Origin of the sequence: Mesorhizobium sp. Root695, from assembly GCF_001428185.1 — a bacterium.
GTDB lineage: Bacteria > Pseudomonadota > Alphaproteobacteria > Rhizobiales > Rhizobiaceae > Mesorhizobium.
Genome location: NZ_LMHO01000044.1, coordinates 106,499 through 127,111, shown reverse-complemented (window position 1 = coordinate 127,111; position 20,613 = coordinate 106,499). Strand labels below are relative to the sequence as shown.

Annotated in this window: 20 protein-coding genes; 7 read left to right on the top strand and 13 right to left on the bottom strand. The window is 61.7% G+C overall.

Features of this window, described 5'->3' with window-relative positions:
- Nucleotides 1-46 precede the first annotated feature (46 nt).
- From ASD99_RS28530 to ASD99_RS32890, 3 genes are all read left to right on the top strand, one after another.
- Nucleotides 47-505, top strand: coding sequence for a hypothetical protein (locus ASD99_RS28530; RefSeq protein WP_056582175.1), 459 nt, complete (start codon nucleotides 47-49; stop codon nucleotides 503-505).
- 154 nt (nucleotides 506-659) lie between these two features.
- Nucleotides 660-827, top strand: coding sequence for a 50S ribosomal protein L33 (gene rpmG, locus ASD99_RS28525; protein WP_006201775.1), 168 nt, complete (start codon nucleotides 660-662; stop codon nucleotides 825-827).
- Between the two features lie 701 nt (nucleotides 828-1,528).
- Nucleotides 1,529-1,738: a hypothetical protein gene (locus ASD99_RS32890; RefSeq protein ID WP_056582173.1), complete on the top strand. Its 210-nt coding sequence runs from the start codon at nucleotides 1,529-1,531 to the stop codon at nucleotides 1,736-1,738.
- A gap of 391 nt (nucleotides 1,739-2,129) precedes the next feature.
- Here ASD99_RS32890 and ASD99_RS28520 read toward each other — a convergent pair whose 3' ends face one another.
- The 9 genes from ASD99_RS28520 to ASD99_RS28480 form a co-directional block, all read right to left on the bottom strand.
- A complete protein-coding gene (locus ASD99_RS28520) occupies nucleotides 2,130-3,197 on the bottom strand; it encodes an ABC transporter ATP-binding protein (protein ID WP_057145670.1) in 1,068 nt (355 codons plus the stop codon).
- A gap of 4 nt (nucleotides 3,198-3,201) precedes the next feature.
- Nucleotides 3,202-4,050 carry a carbohydrate ABC transporter permease gene (locus ASD99_RS28515; protein ID WP_057145669.1) on the bottom strand — a complete coding sequence of 283 codons (849 nt, stop codon included), beginning with the start codon at nucleotides 4,048-4,050 and terminating at the stop codon, nucleotides 3,202-3,204.
- Complete coding sequence (locus ASD99_RS28510) at nucleotides 4,050-4,973, bottom strand: carbohydrate ABC transporter permease (protein ID WP_057145667.1); 924 nt, start codon at nucleotides 4,971-4,973, stop codon at nucleotides 4,050-4,052. The genes ASD99_RS28515 and ASD99_RS28510 overlap by 1 nt, the downstream gene beginning before the upstream one ends.
- Before the next feature lie 181 nt (nucleotides 4,974-5,154).
- Complete coding sequence (locus tag ASD99_RS28505) at nucleotides 5,155-6,432, bottom strand: ABC transporter substrate-binding protein (RefSeq protein WP_056582394.1); 1,278 nt, start codon at nucleotides 6,430-6,432, stop codon at nucleotides 5,155-5,157.
- Nucleotides 6,433-6,461: 29 nt separating this feature from the next.
- Complete coding sequence (locus ASD99_RS28500; protein ID WP_056582164.1) at nucleotides 6,462-7,649, bottom strand: PLP-dependent transferase; 1,188 nt, start codon at nucleotides 7,647-7,649, stop codon at nucleotides 6,462-6,464.
- Complete coding sequence (locus ASD99_RS28495; RefSeq protein WP_056582162.1) at nucleotides 7,646-8,380, bottom strand: FadR/GntR family transcriptional regulator; 735 nt, start codon at nucleotides 8,378-8,380, stop codon at nucleotides 7,646-7,648. Before ASD99_RS28495 ends, ASD99_RS28500 begins: the two co-directional genes overlap by 4 nt.
- A 153-nt stretch (nucleotides 8,381-8,533) precedes the next feature.
- A complete protein-coding gene (locus ASD99_RS28490) occupies nucleotides 8,534-10,024 on the bottom strand; it encodes an FAD-dependent monooxygenase (protein WP_082583449.1) in 1,491 nt (496 codons plus the stop codon).
- Between the two features lie 547 nt (nucleotides 10,025-10,571).
- Nucleotides 10,572-11,945, bottom strand: coding sequence for a PleD family two-component system response regulator (locus tag ASD99_RS28485; RefSeq protein WP_056582160.1), 1,374 nt, complete (start codon nucleotides 11,943-11,945; stop codon nucleotides 10,572-10,574).
- Nucleotides 11,946-11,978: 33 nt separating this feature from the next.
- Nucleotides 11,979-12,335, bottom strand: coding sequence for a response regulator (locus tag ASD99_RS28480; protein WP_274533729.1), 357 nt, complete (start codon nucleotides 12,333-12,335; stop codon nucleotides 11,979-11,981).
- A gap of 260 nt (nucleotides 12,336-12,595) precedes the next feature.
- Here ASD99_RS28480 and ASD99_RS28475 point away from each other — a divergent pair, with 260 nt between their 5' ends.
- Both ASD99_RS28475 and ASD99_RS28470 read left to right on the top strand, forming a co-directional pair.
- Nucleotides 12,596-12,895 (top strand): DUF3572 domain-containing protein, encoded by a 300-nt coding sequence (locus ASD99_RS28475; RefSeq protein WP_056582159.1) that lies wholly within the window; start codon nucleotides 12,596-12,598, stop codon nucleotides 12,893-12,895.
- Nucleotides 12,892-13,545: a hypothetical protein gene (locus ASD99_RS28470; protein ID WP_057145665.1), complete on the top strand. Its 654-nt coding sequence runs from the start codon at nucleotides 12,892-12,894 to the stop codon at nucleotides 13,543-13,545. The genes ASD99_RS28475 and ASD99_RS28470 overlap by 4 nt, the downstream gene beginning before the upstream one ends.
- A gap of 9 nt (nucleotides 13,546-13,554) precedes the next feature.
- Here ASD99_RS28470 and ASD99_RS28465 read toward each other — a convergent pair whose 3' ends face one another.
- Both ASD99_RS28465 and ASD99_RS28460 read right to left on the bottom strand, forming a co-directional pair.
- Entirely contained in the window at nucleotides 13,555-15,087 is a 1,533-nt protein-coding gene (locus ASD99_RS28465; protein WP_056582155.1) for a hypothetical protein, read from the bottom strand.
- A 106-nt stretch (nucleotides 15,088-15,193) separates the two neighbouring features.
- Nucleotides 15,194-15,769, bottom strand: a complete 576-nt coding sequence (locus ASD99_RS28460; RefSeq protein ID WP_056582153.1) for a GNAT family N-acetyltransferase — start codon at nucleotides 15,767-15,769, stop codon at nucleotides 15,194-15,196.
- Between the two features lie 65 nt (nucleotides 15,770-15,834).
- Between ASD99_RS28460 and ASD99_RS28455 the strand changes: the two genes are divergently transcribed.
- Nucleotides 15,835-17,163: a DNA polymerase IV gene (locus ASD99_RS28455; RefSeq protein ID WP_057145663.1), complete on the top strand. Its 1,329-nt coding sequence runs from the start codon at nucleotides 15,835-15,837 to the stop codon at nucleotides 17,161-17,163.
- An 18-nt stretch (nucleotides 17,164-17,181) separates the two neighbouring features.
- Here ASD99_RS28455 and ASD99_RS28450 read toward each other — a convergent pair whose 3' ends face one another.
- Entirely contained in the window at nucleotides 17,182-17,688 is a 507-nt protein-coding gene (locus ASD99_RS28450; protein ID WP_057145662.1) for a hypothetical protein, read from the bottom strand.
- Between the two features lie 216 nt (nucleotides 17,689-17,904).
- Here ASD99_RS28450 and ASD99_RS28445 point away from each other — a divergent pair, with 216 nt between their 5' ends.
- Nucleotides 17,905-18,786, top strand: coding sequence for a DMT family transporter (locus ASD99_RS28445; RefSeq protein ID WP_057145660.1), 882 nt, complete (start codon nucleotides 17,905-17,907; stop codon nucleotides 18,784-18,786).
- 118 nt (nucleotides 18,787-18,904) lie between these two features.
- On the opposite strand, the gene ASD99_RS28440 is transcribed toward ASD99_RS28445, so the two are convergent.
- Nucleotides 18,905-20,605, bottom strand: coding sequence for a hypothetical protein (locus ASD99_RS28440; protein WP_057145658.1), 1,701 nt, complete (start codon nucleotides 20,603-20,605; stop codon nucleotides 18,905-18,907).
- Nucleotides 20,606-20,613: the final 8 nt, after the last annotated feature.

Below are 20,613 nucleotides of genomic sequence, written 5' to 3'. Positions count from 1 at the left end.
GAGCACAGGGCTAAAAGGGTGTCCCAAAACACTTGAGGACACTTCCATGATCGACAGCGGCTTTGAAACCACATCGCTACAAATGACACTGCTTTTGCTCGTGACCTTCCAGGCCCCGGCCGCCGATGTCGACCGCATCATGGACGCGGTCGTCGCGATCGCACCGCTGGCCATGGGCAAATACGACCGCAATGCCTATCAGTCCGCGCACGGCATCGAACGCTACAGGCCGCTTGACGGTGCGGCCGCCGGCGCCGAAACGGAACTGCGGCGGCGCCCCGGCACGGTCGAGGTCTCCTTCGAACTGCCGGACGACCAGCCACTGGCCGCCCGCGTCGTCGAGGCGATTTTCCAGGCACATTCCTACCAGGAACCGGTGATCCGCATTCAGCCGATTCTCGCCAGCCGTTCCAAAGGGCTGGACGACCGCGCCAATCCGAATCGCTGGTGGAACACAACCGGAGACTGGAAGAAGGTTGCGGCATCGGCGACAGAAACCGCATGATTTGAAGCCACCGGCCGGCCCCGGTGGGTCGTATGAGGTCAGCCGGGCTTGACTTTCCGGGCGCGTTCTTTATGTGTCGCGCCAAGTTTCCCGCGTCCGGGTGTTTCCCCGTGCTCCAGCGGCCAAAACCCCACGAACATAACGGACTGATATCATGGCCAAAGCCGCAAACATCAAGATCAAGCTTCTGTCGACCGCCGACACCGGTTTCTTCTACGTGACCAGCAAGAACAGCCGTACCAAGACGGATAAGCTCTCGTTCCGCAAGTACGACCCGGTCGCCAAGAAACACGTCGAATTCAAGGAAACCAAGATCAAGTAATCTGGGTTTCCCCTCTGCAATACCGAAACGCCGCCCAGTGGGCGGCGTTTTTCGTTTATAACGGATTGATTTCATTGCATCCGTGCAAAGCCTCCAGCCAAAAGGATTGACCGTCCGCGATGGTTGCGGCACCCTTGATCGTGGGCTGGCCGGGGTGTCATGAACAAGGCCCCGACGAATGTCGAAGAAGTTGAAAGCTGCAATCATTGCAGCCCTTGTTGCTCAGACTGCTGGCTTTGCCGTCAGTAACGGAGTGATAAGCCAGCAGACGGCCGACGAGATCAAGGCCAGGACTGACCAAGTTTTGACCTAGGAGGCAGCCCAGCCTGCACCTCAGCCCGCACCCGATAATCCCCCTGCACCTTCTACAGAACCTGCGCCGCAGGCTCCAAGGCTGCCGCGGCACCTCAGCAATAATCCCAACCGGGTCAATGAAAAAACGTCCCCCGCGCAAGGCGGGCTTCTCTCGTGCGTGCGATGCAATGAAGTGGTCAGGCCGGCAGGGAGCGCTTTCGCCTGAAATCATGAGGTCGCGCACCTCGAACATTTCCACGCGCCGCACGCCATTCACCTCGCGCCATCACCACACCTGCGGAGTGTATCGTTTTAATACAATCGCCAATTGGTAGACTCGCACGATGGATAGGCAGTTAGTTTCAGCGTCAGGCCAAGGGGGGAATGCCTCGACCAGGGAGAAAACGATGTCCATTCAAAAAGGCGACTACCGAACCAACAGAGCCGACTACGCGATTGCCGCGACGCATGGCGGAGTGACCGCCGAAGACAGCGTTCGAGACGAAATTCTGGCAAGAAGAAAGAAGTCCTTGTGGCTAAAGGAGCGGCGATCAGCCAAGTCGGCCGAGAACCCAATGGACAGCTCGCCGTTGCCTAAAAGAAACCCTCGCGGTTAGACGCCACAGTTCCCTTCCGCGATCGCACCATACCCGCACACCACCGATTCGCCCATATTTGCGGATGCAGCCGTCGGTATTGACCTCTGGCACGGCGGCCCTACTTCGTTACGAAATGGCTTCCGTTCTTTTCAGAAGGCGGCGGGACTAAAGTCTTGCGCACTACACGCAAAGGTCTGAGGGGTCCTGTTCGGTTCTGGAAATGTCTGTTGGACGTTCCGTTATTTTAGTCAATCGAGATATAACCTTCCCTTCTATTTCCCACCCGACCTCCGCGCCTGATGCGACCATTCGTAATCTGCAGGCCCTGCCTTTCGGCGGGTTCGGCGCCCTGTGTAGATGTGCAACTGGTCGATCGCGTCCCGAGCGCCTCAGCCCGGGCCGAGTTTCCTCAGCCGATGCGATCACCGTTGTTCGGATCGAACAGATGCAGCGACTCCGGGTCGGCGGCCAGCCGCACCACGTCGCCGGACTTCACGCCGGCGCGGCCCATGGCAAAGACGCAAAGCTGCTGGCTGGCCAGCTTGACGTAGAACTGCGTCGAAAGCCCGAGCGGCTCCACCACCCCCACCTCGCCCTTCAACGCGCCGTCATCTGCCAGCCGGATATGCTCGGGCCGCAATCCGACGGTGATGGCGTCACCGTCCTTCAGCGGCAGGCCTTCCGGCAGGCGCAGCGCCTGGCCATCGGCCAGGACGGCCTCCGGCGTACCACGCTGACGAACCGTCGCCGGCAGAAAATTCATGCCGGGTGAACCGATGAAACCGGCGACGAACATGTTGGCCGGTCGGTCATAGAGATCGAGCGGCGCGCCGACCTGCTGGATCAGCCCGTCATGCATGACGACGATCCGGTCGGCCATGGTCATCGCCTCGATCTGGTCGTGCGTGACATAAACCGATGTCGTCTTCAGCTGCTGGTGCAGCGCCTTGATCTCTGCGCGCATATGAACGCGCAGCTTGGCGTCGAGGTTCGACAGCGGCTCGTCGAACAGGAAAACCTTGGGGTCGCGCACGATCGCGCGGCCCATGGCGACGCGCTGGCGCTGGCCGCCGGACAATTGCCGCGGCAGGCGTTGCAGGAAGGTGTCGAGCCCGAGCCGCTTGGCGGCGCCGTCCACCCTCGCGTCGATCGTCGACTTCTCCGCCTTCTTCAAAAGCAAGCTGAAGCCCATGTTCTTCGACACGTCCATATGCGGATAGAGCGCGTAGGACTGGAACACCATGGCGATGTCGCGGTCCTTGGGTGCTACGTCATTGACCAGCCGCTCGCCGATGCGGATCTCGCCGCCGGAAGCTTCCTCCAGCCCGGCGATCATGCGCAAGAGCGTGGACTTGCCGCAGCCTGACGGCCCGACGAGGACGACGAACTCGCCATCGGCGATTTCAAGGTCGACCGCGTGCAGGACGCGGACGGCGCCATAATCCTTGCGGACCTTTTCGAGCGTAACAGATGCCATCGATCTATCCTTTGACGGCGCCGGCGGTCAGGCCGGTGACGAGATAGCGTTGCAGGAAGGCGAAGAAGACACAGACCGGGATCAGCGCCAAGATGGATGCCGCCATCATCTGTCCCCAGTCGACGGCGAACTTGCCGATGAAGGTGAGCAGGCCGACCGCGAAGGTCTTCTGGTCGTCACTGGAAATCAGCATCAGCGCGAACAAAAGCTCGCTCCAGGCGGCGGTGAAGACAAAGCCGAGCGTTGCGCCCATGCCGGGCAGCGTCAACGGCACGATCACCTTGCGCATCGCCTGCGCGCGGGTGCAGCCGTCGATCATAGCCGCTTCCTCCAGGTCCTTCGGGATGCCGTCGAAGAACGACTGCATCAGGAAAGTGGCAAAGGCCGTGTTGAAGGCGGTGTAGATGATGATCAGCCCGGTCAGGCTGTTGATCAGGCCGATCTGACCCATCACGCGGTAGATCGGCGGAATGACCATCACCAGCGGAAAGGTCTGGGTCAAAAGCAACATCAGCGCAAGTGCCGCCTTGCCGCGGAAGGTGAAGCGCGACATGGCATAACCGGCGAGGGTGGCGATGATTGTCACCAGTGCGGCCGTCGAGACCGAGACGATGACGCTGTTGAGGAAATAGCGCGGGAAATCGGTGGCCTCGAGCACGGTGACGAAATTCTGCAGCGTCATATGCGACGGCCAGAAGGTGATGCCTTCGGAATAGAGAAGCCGCTCCGGCGTGACCGAGATCTTCAGCGTCCAATAGATCGGAAACAGGGCAAACAGCACATAAGCAGCGATTGCCGCGTAGAGGCCGATGCCACCGAAGAAGCGCTGCGAGGGTGAACGTCCTGCGATCATCACACGTGCCTCACCAGGGTGCGGCGGATGCCGATCAGCGCAATCGCATAGGCAATGAGCAGGACAAGCAGCAGCACGGCCACCGCCGACGCATAGCCCTTGTCCAGCGACTTGAAGGCGCTGACATAGATGTAGACAGGCACCGTGTTGGTCGAGCCGGCTGGCCCGCCCTCGGTCATGACGAAGATCAGGTCGGCGAAGGTGGCGATCCAGATGGTGCGCAACATGACGGTGATGGCGATGGTCGGGGCCAGGAACGGCAACGTCACCTTGGTGAAGCGTTGCCAGGGCGAAGCGCCGTCGATGGCCGCTGCCTCATGCAGTTCCGATGGAATGGATTTCAGCGCCGCCAAAAGCGTGATGGCGAAGAACGGAATGCCGAACCAGATATTGGCGACGATCGGCCCCCACATAGCGGTTGACGGATCGGACAGCACATTGGTCGGCTCGGCCTTCAGCCCCAATGCAAACAGCCAGTGCGGCAACGGGCCGATGATCGGATTGAACAGCCAGGCCCAGGTCAGGCCCGACAGGAAGGACGGCACCGCCCAGGGCAGGAATACCAGGGCCTGTACCACCTTGCGGCCACGAAACGGCTTGTCGAGCAGCAGCGCCAGGCCAAGGCCGAGGAAAAACTGGAAGAAAAGGCTGGCGACGGTCCACCACAGCGTGTTGACCAGCGCCTGCCCCAGCACCTGATCCGACAGCATCGCCTGGTACTGCCCGAGCCCGACATATTCGGACTTGAAGGCGGAGAACTTGCGAAATGAGTAGCTGATGCCGACGATCAGCGGCACCAAGAGCACCACGACCAGAAGGACGATCGCCGGGCTGAGATAGAGCCATGGCTCGATTGCGGCGTGGGATAGCCGCTTGCGACGCGGCTTGCCGGCGGATCGTATTTCGGACACGGCGTAGGTCATGGGCTGCGGGTCGTTTCCCTGGAGCGGCGTCGGGGACAGCGTCCTTCTCCCCGTCACTATACGGGGAGAAGATGCCGGCAGGCAGATGAGGGGCAGCGCGAACCTATCGAGGCATAGCGTCGCCCTCATCCGGCCCTATTGGGCCACCTCCTCCCCGTGAACGGGGAGAAGGGAAGGAAAACTACTTCTTGTTCTTCGCCAGCCAGTCCTGCTGTTCCTTGGTCAGGAAGGCAGCCCATTGGTCGGCGACGTCCTTGGCCGTCTTCTGGCCAAGCAGCACTTCCTGGAAGTTCTTGATCGCCACCTGGTCGACGAAGTTGCCGAGGTTCTCCAGATGCGTCGGCGGGGTCACCATTTCATATTTGGAGGTGTCGCTGAGCTCCGTGAACCAGCCCTTGAACTGCTCGGTCTTGAAATGGGGATCCTGGTCGGCGCCGTTGTGGATCGGGACGACGCCGACTTCCTTGGCCCATTCCAGATTATCCTTCGGCGACAAAAGCGTCGCCATCAGCTTCCACGCGTCGTCCTTGTGCTGCGAATTGGCAAACATCGCCCAGCCGGCATAGCCCAGCGTCGGATAGGACTTACCGCTCGGCCCGACCGGCAATGGCGCCACCGCGAAGTCGTCGGCGCTCATCTTGTCGGCGATACCAAGCAGAGCGTCCGGATCCTGGTTGAGCATGGCGCAGGTGCCGGAATAGAAGCCGGTGACCGTTTCGTTGAAGCCCCAGCTCACCGCGTCCTTCGGCGCCAGGCCGTCCTTGTACATGTCGGCCAGCATCTGCAGGCCCTTGACCGAGCCTTCTTCGTTGATGGTCGAGGTGCCGTCCTCGTTGAAGTAGCCCCCCTTGCCGGCGGCGATGTTCATGAACATGTGCATGCCGTTGAAGGCGCCAGGCCCGCCGCGCAGGCAGTAGCCATACTTCCCCGGGAGCGCGGAAATCTTCTTGGAATCGGCGATGAAATCATCGAGTGTCGCCGGCGGACCATCAAGGCCGGCCTCCTTGAACAGTTTCTTGTTCCAGAACAGCGCGTTCACATAATAGCCGTAGGGGATCATGAACTGGGTGTTGTTGACGGTCGAGCCGAACTGCTTGGCGCGCTCGCCAAGCGTCTTGGCGTCGTCCCACTTGGCCATGTAGGGGCCGAGATCCTCGAGCTGGGCATTGTTGGCATAGAGGCCCATCCAGCGCTCTGGCATCTCGACGATGTCGGGCGTATCGCCGGCCTGCACCATGGTCAGGAACTTTTCGAAAGCCTGGCCCCAGGGCAACGAGATCAGCTCGACCTTGACGCCCGGATTGGCCGTTTCGAACTCGGCGATCTGCTTCTTCAGGAATTCGGTGCGTGGCGGGCTGGTGATGACTTCGACCATTTTCAGGGTCGAATCGGCCAGCGCACTTCCGGCGGAAATCGCTAGTCCCGCAACGGCGGCTAGCATGACGGTCAGTTTTTTCATGTTCAAGACTCCCATTTTGAACCCGCTTGTTATTTTCTGGCTTTTTCGAAGGCCTGGGCCACATCCGCCCACAGGTCTTCGACACTTTCCAATCCGACATTGAAGCGGATGGTTCGGGGGCTGACGCCGAAGCGCGCCATCGAATTCAGGCCCGGCGTCTGCTCCAGCGACGCCTTGGCCGGCACGACCAGGCTTTCATGCCCGCCCCAGCTGACGCCGATGCGGAAATATTTCAGCGCGTCGACGAAAACGGGGATGTCGATATCGTCCGTCACCTCGAAGGAGAACAGACCGGCATAGCCAGCCAGCGTCGCCTTGCCCGGATGGTTCGAATAGACGGGATGGTTGACCCGCTCGACATTGGCATGCGCCTTCAGCCGTTCGGCGATGGCCAGGCCGCTCTTCATGTGGTGCGGCAGGCGCAGCGGCAGCGTGCGCAGGCCACGCAGCAAAAGCCACGCCTCGAACGGCGACAGCTTGCCGCCGAGATACGAATAGGTCTGCTCGTTGATGTGCTTGATATGAGCGGCCGACCCCGCCACGACGCCGGCGACGGTGTCGCTGTGGCCACCAAGGTATTTCGAGGCCGAATGCAGCACCAGGTCGACGCCATGCGTGATCGGCTTCTGGAACACCGGCGTCGCCCAGGAATTGTCGATGGTGGTGACGATGCCCTGTTCCTTGGCCAACCGCGTCAGATGCGCGATGTCCTGCAACTCGAACATCATCGAGGTCGGGCTTTCCAGATAGAGCAGCTTGGCGCCGGGAAGCGCCGCGGCCACCGCATCCGGGTCGGAGCCGTCGACATAGTCGACCTTGATGTTGAGCCGCGGCAACAGCCGCTCGAACAGCCGGTAGGCATCACCATAGCAATTGCGCACCGCCACGATGCGCTCACCCGCACCGACAAAGGCAAGCACCGTGGCACTTATCGCCGCCATGCCGCTGGAAAAGCCGCGCGCCGCCTCGGCACCTTCGAGCGCGGCCACACGCGCCTCGAACTCCATCACTGTCGGATTGTCGCCACGCGAGTAGATCGGCTGCTTTCGTTTGCCGGCAAAGGTATCGGCCATCTCGGCATAGTTGGCGAAGGTGAACAGCGAGGTCTGGTAGATCGGCGGCACCACCGCACCACCGGGGAACGGCTCGTCATGCGCCAGCAGTGTCGCCGCCTCGGCAAGATAGTCGTGATCGAAACCGGATGGATGCTCGTTCATGTCTGGCTCGAAAGTTTGAGTTTGGCGGCACCGCGTTTCAAGTCGTCCTCGACGGTGGCGATCAGCTTGAGCGCCTCGGCGCGGGCGCCCTGCGGGTCGCGCGCGGCAATGCGTTCATAGATCGTGCGGTGATAGGAAAAGCTGGCATGGCCGAAGTCGCGCACGCCGAGCGGATGCTCCCAGAAGCGGTGGAACAATTCGTACATGGCGGCGATGATCTGCTCGAACAGCGGATTGCCCGAGGCCCGGTAGATCGCCTGGTGGAACTCCCAATCCTCTTCCGACGACATGCCGTCGCGCGTGCGGAACGCCTGCTCCATGACGTCGAGCTTGTGCGCGATTTCGGCGATATCTGTCTGGCTGGCGCGTTCGGCGCAAAGGGCTGCGGCCTCCGCTTCCAGCGCGCGACGGATCTCCATCGTCTGCATCAGGCTGGTGAAATCATTGCCGCCCGCCAGCGTCAGAGGCATGTGCAGCATATCGTGTGAGACGGCAACCTTGAGATAGGTGCCGCTGCCTTGCCGGCGCTCGACGAGGCCGAGACCTTCCCAGCGAGTCAGCGCCTCGCGCACGGTGTTGCGGCTGACCTTCAGCCGCTCGGCCAGAATACGCTCGGTCGGAAGCCGCTCGCCCGGCTGCAAAGCCTCGGCGCGGACAAAACCCACCAACGCCTTCAACACGGCGTCATCGCGCGCCGTCGTCTGAATGGGTGGCAGGCTGTTCTGGTCCAAATCAACTCCAAGTGGTCCAATGGTCCAACCAATTTCTGCACGGATGGAAACTCCTGTCAATCGATTGTCAGGAGACCCGTCCGCCTTCGGGCTGTTGAGGGCTGCGACGTAAGCGCTTCAAGCGGTCGGGCGAGCCCTCTTCGAGCGTGCCTGCTAACCCGCGGCAGCAGGCGGCCCGAACCAAGTGGTCAGCGCGTCAGCCAGCCCATCTCGGCTTCCCACCCCAACCCAGGCCACATAACCATCGGGCCGGATCAAAACGGCATCGGGCGCGGCGACCGTCCCGAGCACCGGGAGTTCCCAGACACCGGCATACAAGGCGTCGATCTGCCGAACCCGATCCGCCCAGGGCGCAATGTCCAGCCTGCCTGGTTCGCCGAGGTTGAGAAGCAGCGGCCGGGCATCGTGCAGCAAGCTGAAGAGCCGCACCGGACCGCCGACCGTGGTCAGGTCGAGGTCGGGCATTCGCCGCCCACGCAGCGGATGTCCGACGAGATGATAATGGACACCCAGGCCGGACATCTCCGCAGCGATCCGTTTGCGCGGCTCTTCCATGCCAAGCAACTCGGCAAAGATGTCGTTCAATGCCTTGGTGCTGGCATCCATGCGACGAAGCGCAACCTGTGCCCTCGCGTTGCGGAGAACGCGAGCGGCGATCGGATGACGCTCGGCGTGATAGCTGTCGAGAAGGGCTTCCGGTGATATCCGCTTGACCACCTGGGCCAGTTTCCAGCCAAGGTTCACCGCTTCCTGCACGCCAATATTGAGCCCCTGCCCGCCCATCGGCGGATGGATATGCGCGGCGTCGCCGGCCAGCAGTACGCGTCTGTCGCGATAAGCGGCAGCCTGTCGCGTCATGTCCGTGAACCGGGAGAGCCAGGTAGGGTTGCGAACCCCGTAATCAGTGCCGTAGACCGCGACGAGCGCCTCACTGAGATCGCGCAGCGTCGGTTCGCCTCCAATGGTCAGGTGCCTATCGGTCAGCACGACACCGACCCGTCCGCCTTCCTCGATCTTGCCTATCGCATGGATGCCGTAGGCGTCGCTGCGAAAGCCCCATGCCGGCTCCTGCACCATCTCGACCTCGGCGATCATCCAACTCATCGTCGGATCCTGTCCAGCGAACTCGATGCCCGCCGCCTTTCGGATCACGCTGCGTCCTCCGTCGCAGCCGACGAGATACTGCGTCCGCAATCGCTGGCCATCGGCCAGCTCCACATCGACGCCGCCATCGTCCTGTGCGAAACCCGTAACGTCCTGTCCGCGACAGATCGGCACCTGCAACCCGCCGATCCAGTCGGCCAATATCCGCTCGATATGGTTTTGCCGCAGCGCCAGCAGATAATTGTGCCGCGTGGGAAAATCGCTGATGTCCAGCCGGATCATGTGGAAGCCGACGGACGGCGACGGCTGTCCCTGCGACAGGAAACGATCGGCGATTCCGCGCTGATCGAGCACCTCGATGGTGCGTGCGTGCAGGCCGCCCGCGCGCGAGCCGATCAGTTCCTGGGTATCGCGCCGCTCGACGATAGCGACGTCGACGCCCGCCAACGCCAGTTCGCCTGCCAGCATCAACCCCGTCGGACCGCCCCCGACGATCACCACCGCGTGTCGCAATCCGTATGCCGGCAACATCACATCCATCCTCGCCACTCCCGTTTTCCGCTGGCCTGGGCCGCGGTTTACGGGAAGAGCCGGGTCTTGCCGCAAGCCCCTTGTGCGCCATATCTATGAAATGGAAGGGTGCTCTTCCCCCTCATCGTTGGCTGCCACGAACAAGCTTCTCGCGCAGTCACAGCGCGTACGGAACGCCCATCGCCGTCGTGGCCTTAAAACGATATCCGGATTTTCACACGCAAAAACGCAGAGTCTTCCGTGCTTTGGCACGGAACTCTGATGCTCATTGGAAGAAGGGGGCCGGTCGGCGTTTGGCAGCGGTACGAGGAGGCCACTATGTGCCAGCGCCGGCCGGCCGACCCCACGGACCCAGGAGATGCGGCGGACCTGAGCATCATGGGGTATTCTGGGGATCGAGCCGGCTGTCTATCCTCGTGCCGGCTTCGTCTTGGCTTGCACAGTCGCGCAAGAGCTTATGAAAATCAACAGTTTCTTAACCAAGGCTCGCGAATCGCTTGGATTAAGGTAAACGGGTAACCCTGTCGGGTTGACTGGATAATCGGGGCTGGACCGGTTACGCCGCCTTGGCGACGACGCGGTTGCGGCCGCCGCTTTTGGCTTCGTAGAGCGCGAGGTCGGCACGCTTCATCAGCGCCGCCACCGTATCCACGCCCTTCAGCACAGACGACACGCCGACGCTGACGGTGACTTCGATCGCCTTGCCGTCCTGGCCGATGGCAAAAGGCGCCTGGGCAATTTCGGCGCGAATGCGTTCTGCCACTTTCTCGGCCACCGCACCCTCGGTGTCCGGCATCACCACGACGAACTCCTCGCCGCCAAAACGGCAGGCAAGGTCGATACCTCTGACATTCTTGCGCAGCCGCCGCGCAAATTCCCGCAACACTTCGTCGCCGCCGTCATGGCCGTGCGCGTCGTTGATCGCCTTGAAACGGTCGAGGTCGGTGATCATCACCGACAGCGGCCGGCGCCGTGCCACGGCGCGATCGAACAGCGTCTGCAGATGGCTGTCGAGATAACGGCGGTTGTGCAGCCCGGTCAGGCTGTCGGTCACCGCCATTTCGATGGTCTGGGTGACGCTGGCGCGCAGCTGGTCGTTGTAGCGCTTGCGGCGCACCTGGGTGCGCAGCCGTGCCGTCAACTCCTGCTGGTCGATCGGCCGCATCAGATAGTCGTTGATGCCAAGTTCGAGGCCGCGAATGATGCGTTCCTCCTCACCCTCCTCCGCCAAAAGAATGATCGGCACGAAACGGGTGCGATCGAGCGAGCGCAATTGCGAGCAGAGCCTCAGCGGATCGAAATCGGCGAACGCAGTCGAGATCATCACGCATTCGTAGGACGTCTCGGCGGCCTGGAAGAAGCCGGCATGCGGATCGCTGGAGACATCGAGGTCGGCGCGGTCGCGCAGCATCTTCTGGATGCGCTCGACGGATGATTTGCGCTCGTCGATCAAAAGCACTTTCGGAATCGTATCCTCGGACGCGAAATTGCGGCTCAAAAGCTCTTCGATGCCGATGTTGCGCGTCGTCGAGGCGCGCAGCCGCAACTCGTCGGTCAGCGACTTCAGGCGGACCAGGCTCTTGACGCGCGTCATCAGCTGCAGATCGTTGACCGGCTTGGTCAGGAAGTCGTCGGCGCCGGCCTCGAGCCCGCGTACGCGGTCGGAAACCTGGTCGAGCGCGGTGATCATCACCACAGGAATGTGCGATGTCGCCGGATCGCTTTTCAGCCGCCGGCAGACCTCGAAGCCGTCCATGTCAGGCATCATCACATCGAGCAGCACGACATCGACCTTGCCATTCTCGCAGGTCTCGATCGCATCCGGCCCGTTGGTGGCGGTCAGCACTTCGAAATATTCGGCCAGCAGCCGCACTTCCAGCAGCCGCACATTGGCAGGGATGTCGTCGACGACGAGGATCCGTGCGGTCATGTCACAAGGCTCCGGCTCGGCTGAAAGGACACATTACGCATCGCCCAGATAGGATTTGATGGTTTCGATGAAACGCGGCACCGAGATCGGCTTCGAAATATAGGCCTCGCAGCCGCCCTGGCGGATGCGTTCCTCGTCGCCCTTCATCGCGAAGGCGGTCACCGCGATGACCGGGATGACGTGCAGCTCGTCGTCCTCCTTCAGCCATTTGGTTACTTCCAGGCCCGACACTTCAGGCAGCTGGATATCCATCAGGATGAGATCCGGCCGGTGCTGGCGCGCCAGATCGAGCGCTTCCAGACCGTTGCGGGTGCGCACGGTCTCGTAACCGCTTGCCTCGATGAGGTCCCGAAAGAGCTTCATGTTGAGCTCATTGTCCTCGACGATCATGACCTTCTTCGGCATCGATTTCCCGTCCCGGCCGTCCTTCCGCTCGAAGGCGACCGTCATGCGCCCATGTCTAGACGCACCAAACCCTGCTTCACTTTACGGCAATATGATTGACGAAACGGAAATCCGCGGCTGGAAAACAGCGCAAATTCCACCTCGTCCCCTGCGCGTCCAAAGGGCGCGCCACGCTCTAATGGCTTGCCGCAAGCAACTCTTGCCATTACTGCGGGAGAGACTCATTCCACACACCGAAGGTAGTGATGGCAAACGCAGCGTCAATGCGCGAAGAAGCGGAATCGATTGCCGTCAAGGCCCTGGGGTTCGTCGCTTCCGATCCGGAGCTGTTGCCGCGCTTTCTCGCAATCACCGGCATAGAGGCGCATTCGATCCGCAAAGCCGCCAGCGAGCCGGGTTTTCTGGCCGGTGTCCTGCAGTTCATTCTCGCCCACGAGCCGACGCTGATGCGCTTTGCCGAGGAAACCGGCACGCCGCCGGCCGCTGTCGGCAAGGCCTTGCGGGCGCTGCCGCTGGGCGACGACAACCATGAGCATTCGATATGAGCGATGACCCCGAAACCGTGCGCCAGATCGCGGAACTTGCGAGCGACGACCGGCCGCTGCTGGTGCTCGACGTCGACGACGTCGTGCTCGAATTCATTCGTCCGTTTCCGCATTTCCTGAAGGCGCGCGGCTATGGCCTGACGCTGGCTTCCTTCCGTCTGACCGGCAACATTGCCGAGACGGCCAGTGGGCGCCTGATCGAACAGCCCGAAGTCACGGCGCTCCTGGGCGATTTCTTTGATGCGCAAGCCGATTGGCAGAGCATTACCGACGGCGCGGCAGAGGCCCTGGCAGAGCTTGGTGACCGCGCGGAAATCATCTTGCTGACGGCCATGCCGCACAGACACCGTGCTGTGCGTCGCGCCCATCTCGATGCCCTCGGGCTGAGCTACCCGCTTCTGACCACAGAAATGGCCAAGGGACCGGCAGTGGCCAAGCTGCGCGGCAAAGCCGGCCGGCCGGTGGTCTTCGTCGACGATCAGCCGCACAATCTGGCGTCGGTGCGCAACTCGGTCAATGACGCGCATCTCATCCATTTGATGGCCGACAATTCGCTGCGCGCATTCCTGCCGCCGGTGACGGACGACATCGTCGTCGTCCAGGACTGGCCCGAAGCCACGCCGAAAATTGCAGCGGCGCTGGGGCTCTAAGCCCCGCCCTCAGGGGTTGAGTTTCGCGCCTGCCCCGCCGCTATCGTCACCGCTGTCGTCCCCGCCGTCACCGTCATCCACGCTGTCGTCCACGGCCGGATCGGCGGGCTTCAGCATGACGCCATTGACGGTGACCGAACCGTCGGCCATGGCATTGACGATCCATTCCAGCCGGCCATCGGGCAGCGTCTTGCCAAAACCTTTCGCCATGAGGGCGACTGGCACATATTGCGCCACCTCCGGTTCCGACTTTGCCGCCTCCTGCAGGCCCTCGACAAGCTTGTCGAAGCCGGTGACATCGACCGTCACCTTTCCTTCGGGCTTTTCGCCGGGGAACGTCATCTCGCCTTCCAGCGAGATCTCCGTGTCCTTGTTCTTCACGGTGCTGTGGCCGAGCACGACCTTTGGCGTCTTGGCCATGAAGTCGGCTTTCAGCTGCTCGCCGAATTCGGCCGTCAGCGGCGGATCCTGATTGAGATCAAAGGCTTCGATCGCCTTCTTCGCCATGCTGTCGAGGTCGATGTTGGCGCCGCCGAAGTTCAGGTCGATATCGGTGGGCAGCAGCGCGACGCTCCAGCTCGGCACAAGCTGCTGCGGCACGGTCAGCCCTGACGCCTTGATACCATAGGTGATCGTGCCGTTCTGGGCGACCCCGTCGGTGCCGAACGCGGTGCTGAGCTGGGTGGCGCCGAAATTGCCAACCGGGCTTTCCACCGCGAAATCCTTGAAGCCGTAGGTTCCCTCGACTCGCTGCCAAAGCGGCAAGGCGGCGAGCAGGAGTGATTTGAGCTGCGCCTGGTTGGCCTTCAGCGTCGCCTCGTCCTCATTGGCCACGGCAAATGCCAGGAGATCGAGCAACGGCTTTGTCCGCACGCCCTTGCCGCTGGCTTCGACCGACAGTTCCGGTGACCTTACGGTGACCGGGAATTTCAACCCGCTCTCCGGATCGTCGAAATTGATCGCTTCGACAAAACTCGATACCTTTTGCGAGGTTGTGAAATCGACGCCGCCGGTCGCGGACTTGGTCGCGGCGATGGTCGCGGTGCCGGACCCAGTGCTGGCCTCCATGTGCTGCTTGGCATCCTTCGATGCCATGGTCATGCTGGCCATCGAACTGGTGCCGCTGGTGAAGGCCGCCAGATTGGGATCGTAGACGCCCGAGCCCTTGCCGTCCTTGATCGAAAACTGCGTGCTTTGCAGCCCCTCCGGCCCGTTGAACTCGAAGGAGGCGCTTTGCGAAAAATCCATCGAGACATCCCAGGCCCCATCGCTGCGCGGCTTCACCATCAAGGCATAGGGCGCAAAATCGAGCCTCAGCACCTTCTGGTCCGGGAATGATGCGGCAAGTGCCTTGAAATCAAACAGGATCTTGTAGGCGCCGCCTTCGAGCGAAACTTTTAGGATGCCTTTGTCGATCGCCTGCTTGCCGACATAGCGGGACAGGTCATCGGACAATTGCTTCGCACCCTGGCTGTCGACGGTCTGACCGAAAGCGGGTGCACTCAACGCAAGAAGGAACACGAATGGCAGGGCACGGTTCACGCGAATTCTCCGTTTTGGCCTTCAAGGAACGCTTGGTTCGTCTGGTATGAAATTACCGCTGCAACCGCAAGGTGAGATCAACAGGCATCCAGGCGGACAATCTCGATCAAAGCACGAGCCGCATCAGTGGCCGGCCCGCCTTGCGTTCCACAAGCCTCTCGAAACCAGCCTTCTCGAAGACCCGCGACGAGCCGACGAACAGGCCGATCGAACGCGAATCGCGAGACAGGTCTATCGGGCACGCCTCGAGCAGCCGTGCGCCATTTTGGCGGGCGAAGTCGATGCCGCCTTCGACGAGGCGATGCGTGATGCCCCTGCCGCGCGCCTTGCTGCGGATGAAGAAGCAGGAGATTGCCCAGACGGCCGGATCCGCGGCGTCGGCAGGATCGACCGGTGCCGACCCCCTGCCCTGATTGTTCCATTCGGGCACATCGGCGCGCGGTCCGATCTGCATCCAGCCGACCGCCTGACCATCCTCGAATGCCAGCAGACCCGGCGGTGGGCCGGCTTCGATTCGCGCCTTGATGTGGTCCTTGTTGCGTTCCCGGCTGCTCTCGCGGCGCACCGCCGGAGCCAACCGGAAATGCGTGCACCAGCAGCCATAGCAGGCGCCCTGCTTGCCGAAGAGGTCCTCGAATTCCGCCCAAAGCTCAGGCGCAAGCGGCGCTATGGTCGTGCTCATGCGTTCTCCCCAGGCCAGCCTTGTCGATGGCCTTGCACTGTCGTACCATTGCTTCTGTTCTCTTTATGTTCGCAGCGATGGCGGCCCCTGTCAACAATCCAGATCACGGTTTTTGCCGCGACTGCCTGACGTTTCAGCGCAGCCAGACGCGCCGCTGCGAGCGCTGCGGCAGCCCCCGGCTTGCGCGTCATCCGGAGCTTTACCGGCTGCATCTGGCCCATATCGATTGTGACGCCTTTTATGCGGCGATCGAAAAGCGCGACAATCCGGCGCTCAAGGACAAGCCGCTGATCATCGGCGGCGGCAAGCGCGGCGTTGTCTCCACCGCATGCTACATTGCCCGCATCCAGGGCGTGCGCTCGGCGATGCCGATGTTCAAGGCGCTCGAAGCCTGCCCCGAGGCAGTCGTCATCAGCCCCAACATGGAGAAATACGTGCGCGTCGGCCGCGAGGTACGCGCCATGATGCAGGCGCTGACGCCGCTGGTCGAGCCGCTCTCGATCGACGAGGCGTTTCTGGACCTCGCCGGCACCGAGCGGCTGCACGGCCTGCCGCCGGCGGTGGTTCTGGCGCGCTTTGCGCTGGCGGTCGAGAAGGAGCTCGGCATCACCGTTTCGGCCGGCCTGTCCTATTGCAAGTTCCTCGCCAAGATAGCCTCGGACTTCCGCAAGCCGCGCGGCTTCTCGGTCATCGGCGAAGCCGAGGCGGTCGGCTTCCTCGCTGGGCAGCCGGTGACCATGATCTGGGGCGTCGGCAAGGCGTTCAACGCCACGCTGGAGCGCGACGGCATCCGCACCATCGGCCAGTTGCAGCAGATGGATCGTGGCGGCCTGATGCGCCGCTACGGCACGATGGGCGACCGGCTCTACCACCTTTCGCGCGGCGAGGACGTCCGCCGCGTCGATCCCGACCAGGACGCCAAGAGCGTATCGGCCGAAACCACCTTCGACACCGACATCGCGTCGCTGGACGAGATGGTCGCGGTGCTGAGGGGGCTTTCGGAAAAGGTCTCGGCACGGCTGAAGAAATCGGGCATTGCCGGGCGCACCGTGGTGCTGAAGCTGAAGACCCAGGATTTCAAGCTGCGCACGCGCAATCGCCAGCTTGGCGACCCCACCCGGCTCGCCGACCGCATCTTTCAGACCGGGGTGGAGCTTCTGCGCAAGGAAACCGATGGCACGAAGTTTCGGCTGCTCGGCATCGGCGTCAGCGACCTCTCGGACGACGACAAGGCCGACCCGCCCGATCTGGTTGACGTCCAGTCGCGCAAGCGCGCCATGGCCGAAGGCGCCATCGATGCCCTGCGCGACAAGTTCGGCCGCAAGGCGGTTGAAACCGGCTACACCTTCGGCAAGGGCCGAGACGCCCACCCGCCTGAGCCGCTGGAGGACTGATATGGCGTGTGTCGAGATTTAGGTGCGGCTGAGATCAATCCTGCTCGTCACAACGCTCTTGCCGGTTTTCGGGTCGGTGTCGGTGACGGTCAGCCTGATGCCGTTCTCGCCTCGCTTCTCGACCGTCATCTGCGCCTTGCGGTCACCATTGACCTCCTTGGCCCAGCGGATGCCGAGATTGATCGCGCTACCCGAACGGCTGCCGTTCAGCTGTGCCGGCCCTGTACGAGACCCGACATAGGTGCCGCTGTATTTCGCTCCCGTGACCTTCAGATTGGCACTGATGGCCCGCGACACCACCACGAGACCACGACAATTGCCATCCAGCGAAAGCGAGGTTGAGGTCGCATTCGACTTGAAGCTGCAAGATACACCAACGTTCGGCACATCCGTGGTTACCTGGACAGTGCCCTTGCCGGCGAAATTGCCCTTGAACGACTGGAGAAATTTGGTCTCGTCGGCATGCGCGGCGCCTGCCGCAACCAATAGAACGCCAGCAAGCGCGACTTGCGCGAATGATCTCATCGAAGCTCTCCTTGTCGATTTTGAAAAGGCAGTATGGTCCGCAAAGCAGGCACGGCTGACTATAGGCACTCAACGTCCCTTGCCGTTTCAGGTTCCGCTCGCAACATCACTGTTCTGCAACATCACTGTTCTGCAACTTCCATTCGGCGTGACTGGCCCAGAAGAATGCAGCGGCTAGCGATTGCGGCGGAAGCCCCGGCCTGCGACATAGCGCGAATGGCTCCTTCCCCCTCGATCTCCAAGGCCGCTTTCTGGATGGCGCTGTCGATCGCCTCGTTCCTGGCGATGTCGGTCGCCGGGCGCGCCACGACAGCCGAGCTCAACGTCTTCCAGGTGCTGGAACTGCGCTCGGTGATCGGCTTTTTCATCCTTCTGCCGCTGGTGATGATGAGCGGCGGCTTTCCAGCCATGCGCACGCAGCGCCCCGTCGCCCATATCGCCCGCAACGTCATCCACTATTCCGGCCAGGCGGCCTGGCTCTACGCCTTGACCCTGATCCCGCTGGCCGTACTGATCTCGATCGAATTCACCACACCGATCTGGACGGCTATCCTGGCGGTGATTTTTCTCGGCGAAAGACTCTCACGGCCAAGGATCGCAGCGATCGTGCTGGGACTGATCGGCGTGGTGATCATCGTGCGCCCCGGTGTCGGCTCGGTCGATCCGGGACATCTCGTCGTGCTCGGCGCCGCAGTCTGCTTCGGCATTTCGGTGGTCATGGTCAAGTCGCTGACGCGGACGGAGAGCGTCGTGCGCATCATCTTCTGGATGCTGATCATCCAGTCTGTGGTCGGCCTCATCCCGGCGCTCTACACTTGGCGCAACCCGCCGCCGGAGCTGTGGCCGTGGATAGTGCTGATCGCCTTCACCGGCATGTCGTCGCATTTCTGCATGGCCCGCGCGCTTGGCTATGCCGAAGCGACCGTGATTTCGCCGATGGATTTCCTGCGCGTGCCACTGTCGGCGCTGATCGGCTGGTTGCTCTATAGCGAGCAGCTCGACGCCTTCACCGCCGGCGGCGCGCTGCTGATCCTGGCCGGCAACCTGCTCAATCTTCAGCGCAAGGCGCCGCAGCCGGCGGAGATCGCCGCCTCCTAGCTGTCCTAGCTATAGGCTATTCGCCCAGTCAGTTGCCTGGTTCGGTCGCTTACGATCCGACAGCTTGGCTGGCGTCGACACGACTGCCGTCACTCACCTCGATCGAGCGGTACTCGGCTCAGTCATAGACGCCATTGAATAGAAACTCGTTGTCACTGCCGTCCTTGAAGTGTCCGGCGTACGAACCCGTCGGCAGCAGCAATGCTTCGCCTGCACCGTCGCGCAATGTTACGGTCTTTGGCCCGCTCGCAAGGTCGAATGGCGGATTAAGCACGGCACCGTCGATTTCAACCTGCCCCCCTAGGGGCGCTCCATCGGCACTGTAGAGCGCATAGCTTCCAGCAATCGGAACATCAAAAATCTTCCGCTGACCGGGATAAATTCTGCTGCCAGCGATCCTGAGGTTTGGTGCAATACGGACGTAACTGTTCAAGATCAGAGGCGCGACCACCGGATAGACATCGTCCATTCGGTAGGACCACAGGATCAACTTTGGCGGAGACTTGCTAAGGACATTGTAGGCCTCGGAGTTCTTGCCTTCCCGCAAAGTCGCGAGCACGTAGTGTTTGTCGAGCCATAGATCTGTCGGCTCCATCCTATTGGGCAGCATTCCTACGCCGTCGAAATACCGCTCACCTGTTGCAAGCAATGACTCTGCCCGCGCCACCAATTCAAGTTGGGCCGCATTGTCAAAGCGGAGGTAAAGTACATTGGCAACGAAGCTTATAGCCATGGCCGTGACGAGCGCTATCCACGCAAGGTGCAAGTAACGCACGCGGATTGCGACGCCATCGAGCAGCGTCAACGACCATAGCGACATGAACGGCAACGCCATGATGAACACGTAAGGCCACGGCTGGTCATGCGTAAAGACCAGCACAGTGACGACGACCGAGAAGATCAGCGCAATTCGCCTCCGTTCGTCGAGCTTCATGATCTGCAGCAGCGACAGAGCCATCCCGGCGAAACAGAAGACGTATAGAACATAGTTTCGCGCGAGCGTCTGAAACACGAATTGCCTCAGCCCCCCGTAGTCACCGCCCCCGCGCGCAGCAATCTCAAGAGGGCCGAATACGAGGTTCCCGGCAATGGGAACAGGGTCGGCGCCGCCGAAGACAAAGCAATAGGCCATTATGGGAACGGTCCATCCCAGCACGAGCCATGCGCCGCGCGCCATGCCTGATGCGTAGCGTCTCATCAAAGCCGCGTCGGCGACCAGACCAAGGCCAAGCGCAAAATTGAAATAGATCGATTTCTGCGTCGCGAGAAAGGACAAGCCGCTCAAGGCGCCGGCAGCGACAAGCGGCCACGCCCTTAATTTGCGTGCCCGCAGGACGACCAGCAGCGCCGCCACCGCGAAGAACACCGCCAACGGCTCGGCGATGGTGCGAAAGATGCGCTCCATGAAATTCGAGAAGCACAGGAGGAGGAGGACAATGACCAAGGCGCGGATCCGATCCTCCCCAAGTGCGCGAGCGCATGCGTAGACCAAAGCAATGGTCGCGCATGCCAGCAGGGCGGTCTGGATGCGGCCAACAAGCAGGATCGACGTGGCATCCCAGCCGACCAGGTGGGCAATCTCGTAGAAGATCGCATAGCCGACCGCCTTGGGATGCCAGATCGTATCGAAGAGGCCGTTGGAGAAATATTTTGCCCATCCTAGCTGGACGAATTCGTCCATGACGAAGCGGGCGTTCAAGGCGAAGGCGAATAGCAAAACGATCTTGAGGGCGATCAGGACACTCACAAAAATCGTTGCCAGGCGCTGCCCGAGACCGAATGGCTGGCTTGATCTGTATCCAAATTCTTGCGTGTCCAAGATACCCC

What these genes read in the sequence shown, in the direction of transcription:
- ASD99_RS28530 (WP_056582175.1), top strand. Translation starts at nt 47, where the DNA reads ATGATCGACAGCGGCTTTGAAACCACATCGCTACAAATGACACTGCTT.
- rpmG (WP_006201775.1), top strand. Translation starts at nt 660, where the DNA reads ATGGCCAAAGCCGCAAACATCAAGATCAAGCTTCTGTCGACCGCCGAC.
- ASD99_RS32890 (WP_056582173.1), top strand. Translation starts at nt 1,529, where the DNA reads ATGTCCATTCAAAAAGGCGACTACCGAACCAACAGAGCCGACTACGCG.
- ASD99_RS28520 (WP_057145670.1), bottom strand. Translation starts at nt 3,197, where the DNA reads ATGGCATCTGTTACGCTCGAAAAGGTCCGCAAGGATTATGGCGCCGTC.
- ASD99_RS28515 (WP_057145669.1), bottom strand. Translation starts at nt 4,050, where the DNA reads ATGATCGCAGGACGTTCACCCTCGCAGCGCTTCTTCGGTGGCATCGGC.
- ASD99_RS28510 (WP_057145667.1), bottom strand. Translation starts at nt 4,973, where the DNA reads ATGACCTACGCCGTGTCCGAAATACGATCCGCCGGCAAGCCGCGTCGC.
- ASD99_RS28505 (WP_056582394.1), bottom strand. Translation starts at nt 6,432, where the DNA reads ATGAAAAAACTGACCGTCATGCTAGCCGCCGTTGCGGGACTAGCGATT.
- ASD99_RS28500 (WP_056582164.1), bottom strand. Translation starts at nt 7,649, where the DNA reads ATGAACGAGCATCCATCCGGTTTCGATCACGACTATCTTGCCGAGGCG.
- ASD99_RS28490 (WP_082583449.1), bottom strand. Translation starts at nt 10,024, where the DNA reads ATGGATGTGATGTTGCCGGCATACGGATTGCGACACGCGGTGGTGATC.
- ASD99_RS28485 (WP_056582160.1), bottom strand. Translation starts at nt 11,945, where the DNA reads ATGACCGCACGGATCCTCGTCGTCGACGACATCCCTGCCAATGTGCGG.
- ASD99_RS28480 (WP_274533729.1), bottom strand. Translation starts at nt 12,335, where the DNA reads ATGATCGTCGAGGACAATGAGCTCAACATGAAGCTCTTTCGGGACCTC.
- ASD99_RS28475 (WP_056582159.1), top strand. Translation starts at nt 12,596, where the DNA reads ATGGCAAACGCAGCGTCAATGCGCGAAGAAGCGGAATCGATTGCCGTC.
- ASD99_RS28470 (WP_057145665.1), top strand. Translation starts at nt 12,892, where the DNA reads ATGAGCGATGACCCCGAAACCGTGCGCCAGATCGCGGAACTTGCGAGC.
- ASD99_RS28460 (WP_056582153.1), bottom strand. Translation starts at nt 15,769, where the DNA reads ATGAGCACGACCATAGCGCCGCTTGCGCCTGAGCTTTGGGCGGAATTC.
- ASD99_RS28455 (WP_057145663.1), top strand. Translation starts at nt 15,835, where the DNA reads ATGTTCGCAGCGATGGCGGCCCCTGTCAACAATCCAGATCACGGTTTT.
- ASD99_RS28450 (WP_057145662.1), bottom strand. Translation starts at nt 17,688, where the DNA reads ATGAGATCATTCGCGCAAGTCGCGCTTGCTGGCGTTCTATTGGTTGCG.
- ASD99_RS28445 (WP_057145660.1), top strand. Translation starts at nt 17,905, where the DNA reads ATGGCTCCTTCCCCCTCGATCTCCAAGGCCGCTTTCTGGATGGCGCTG.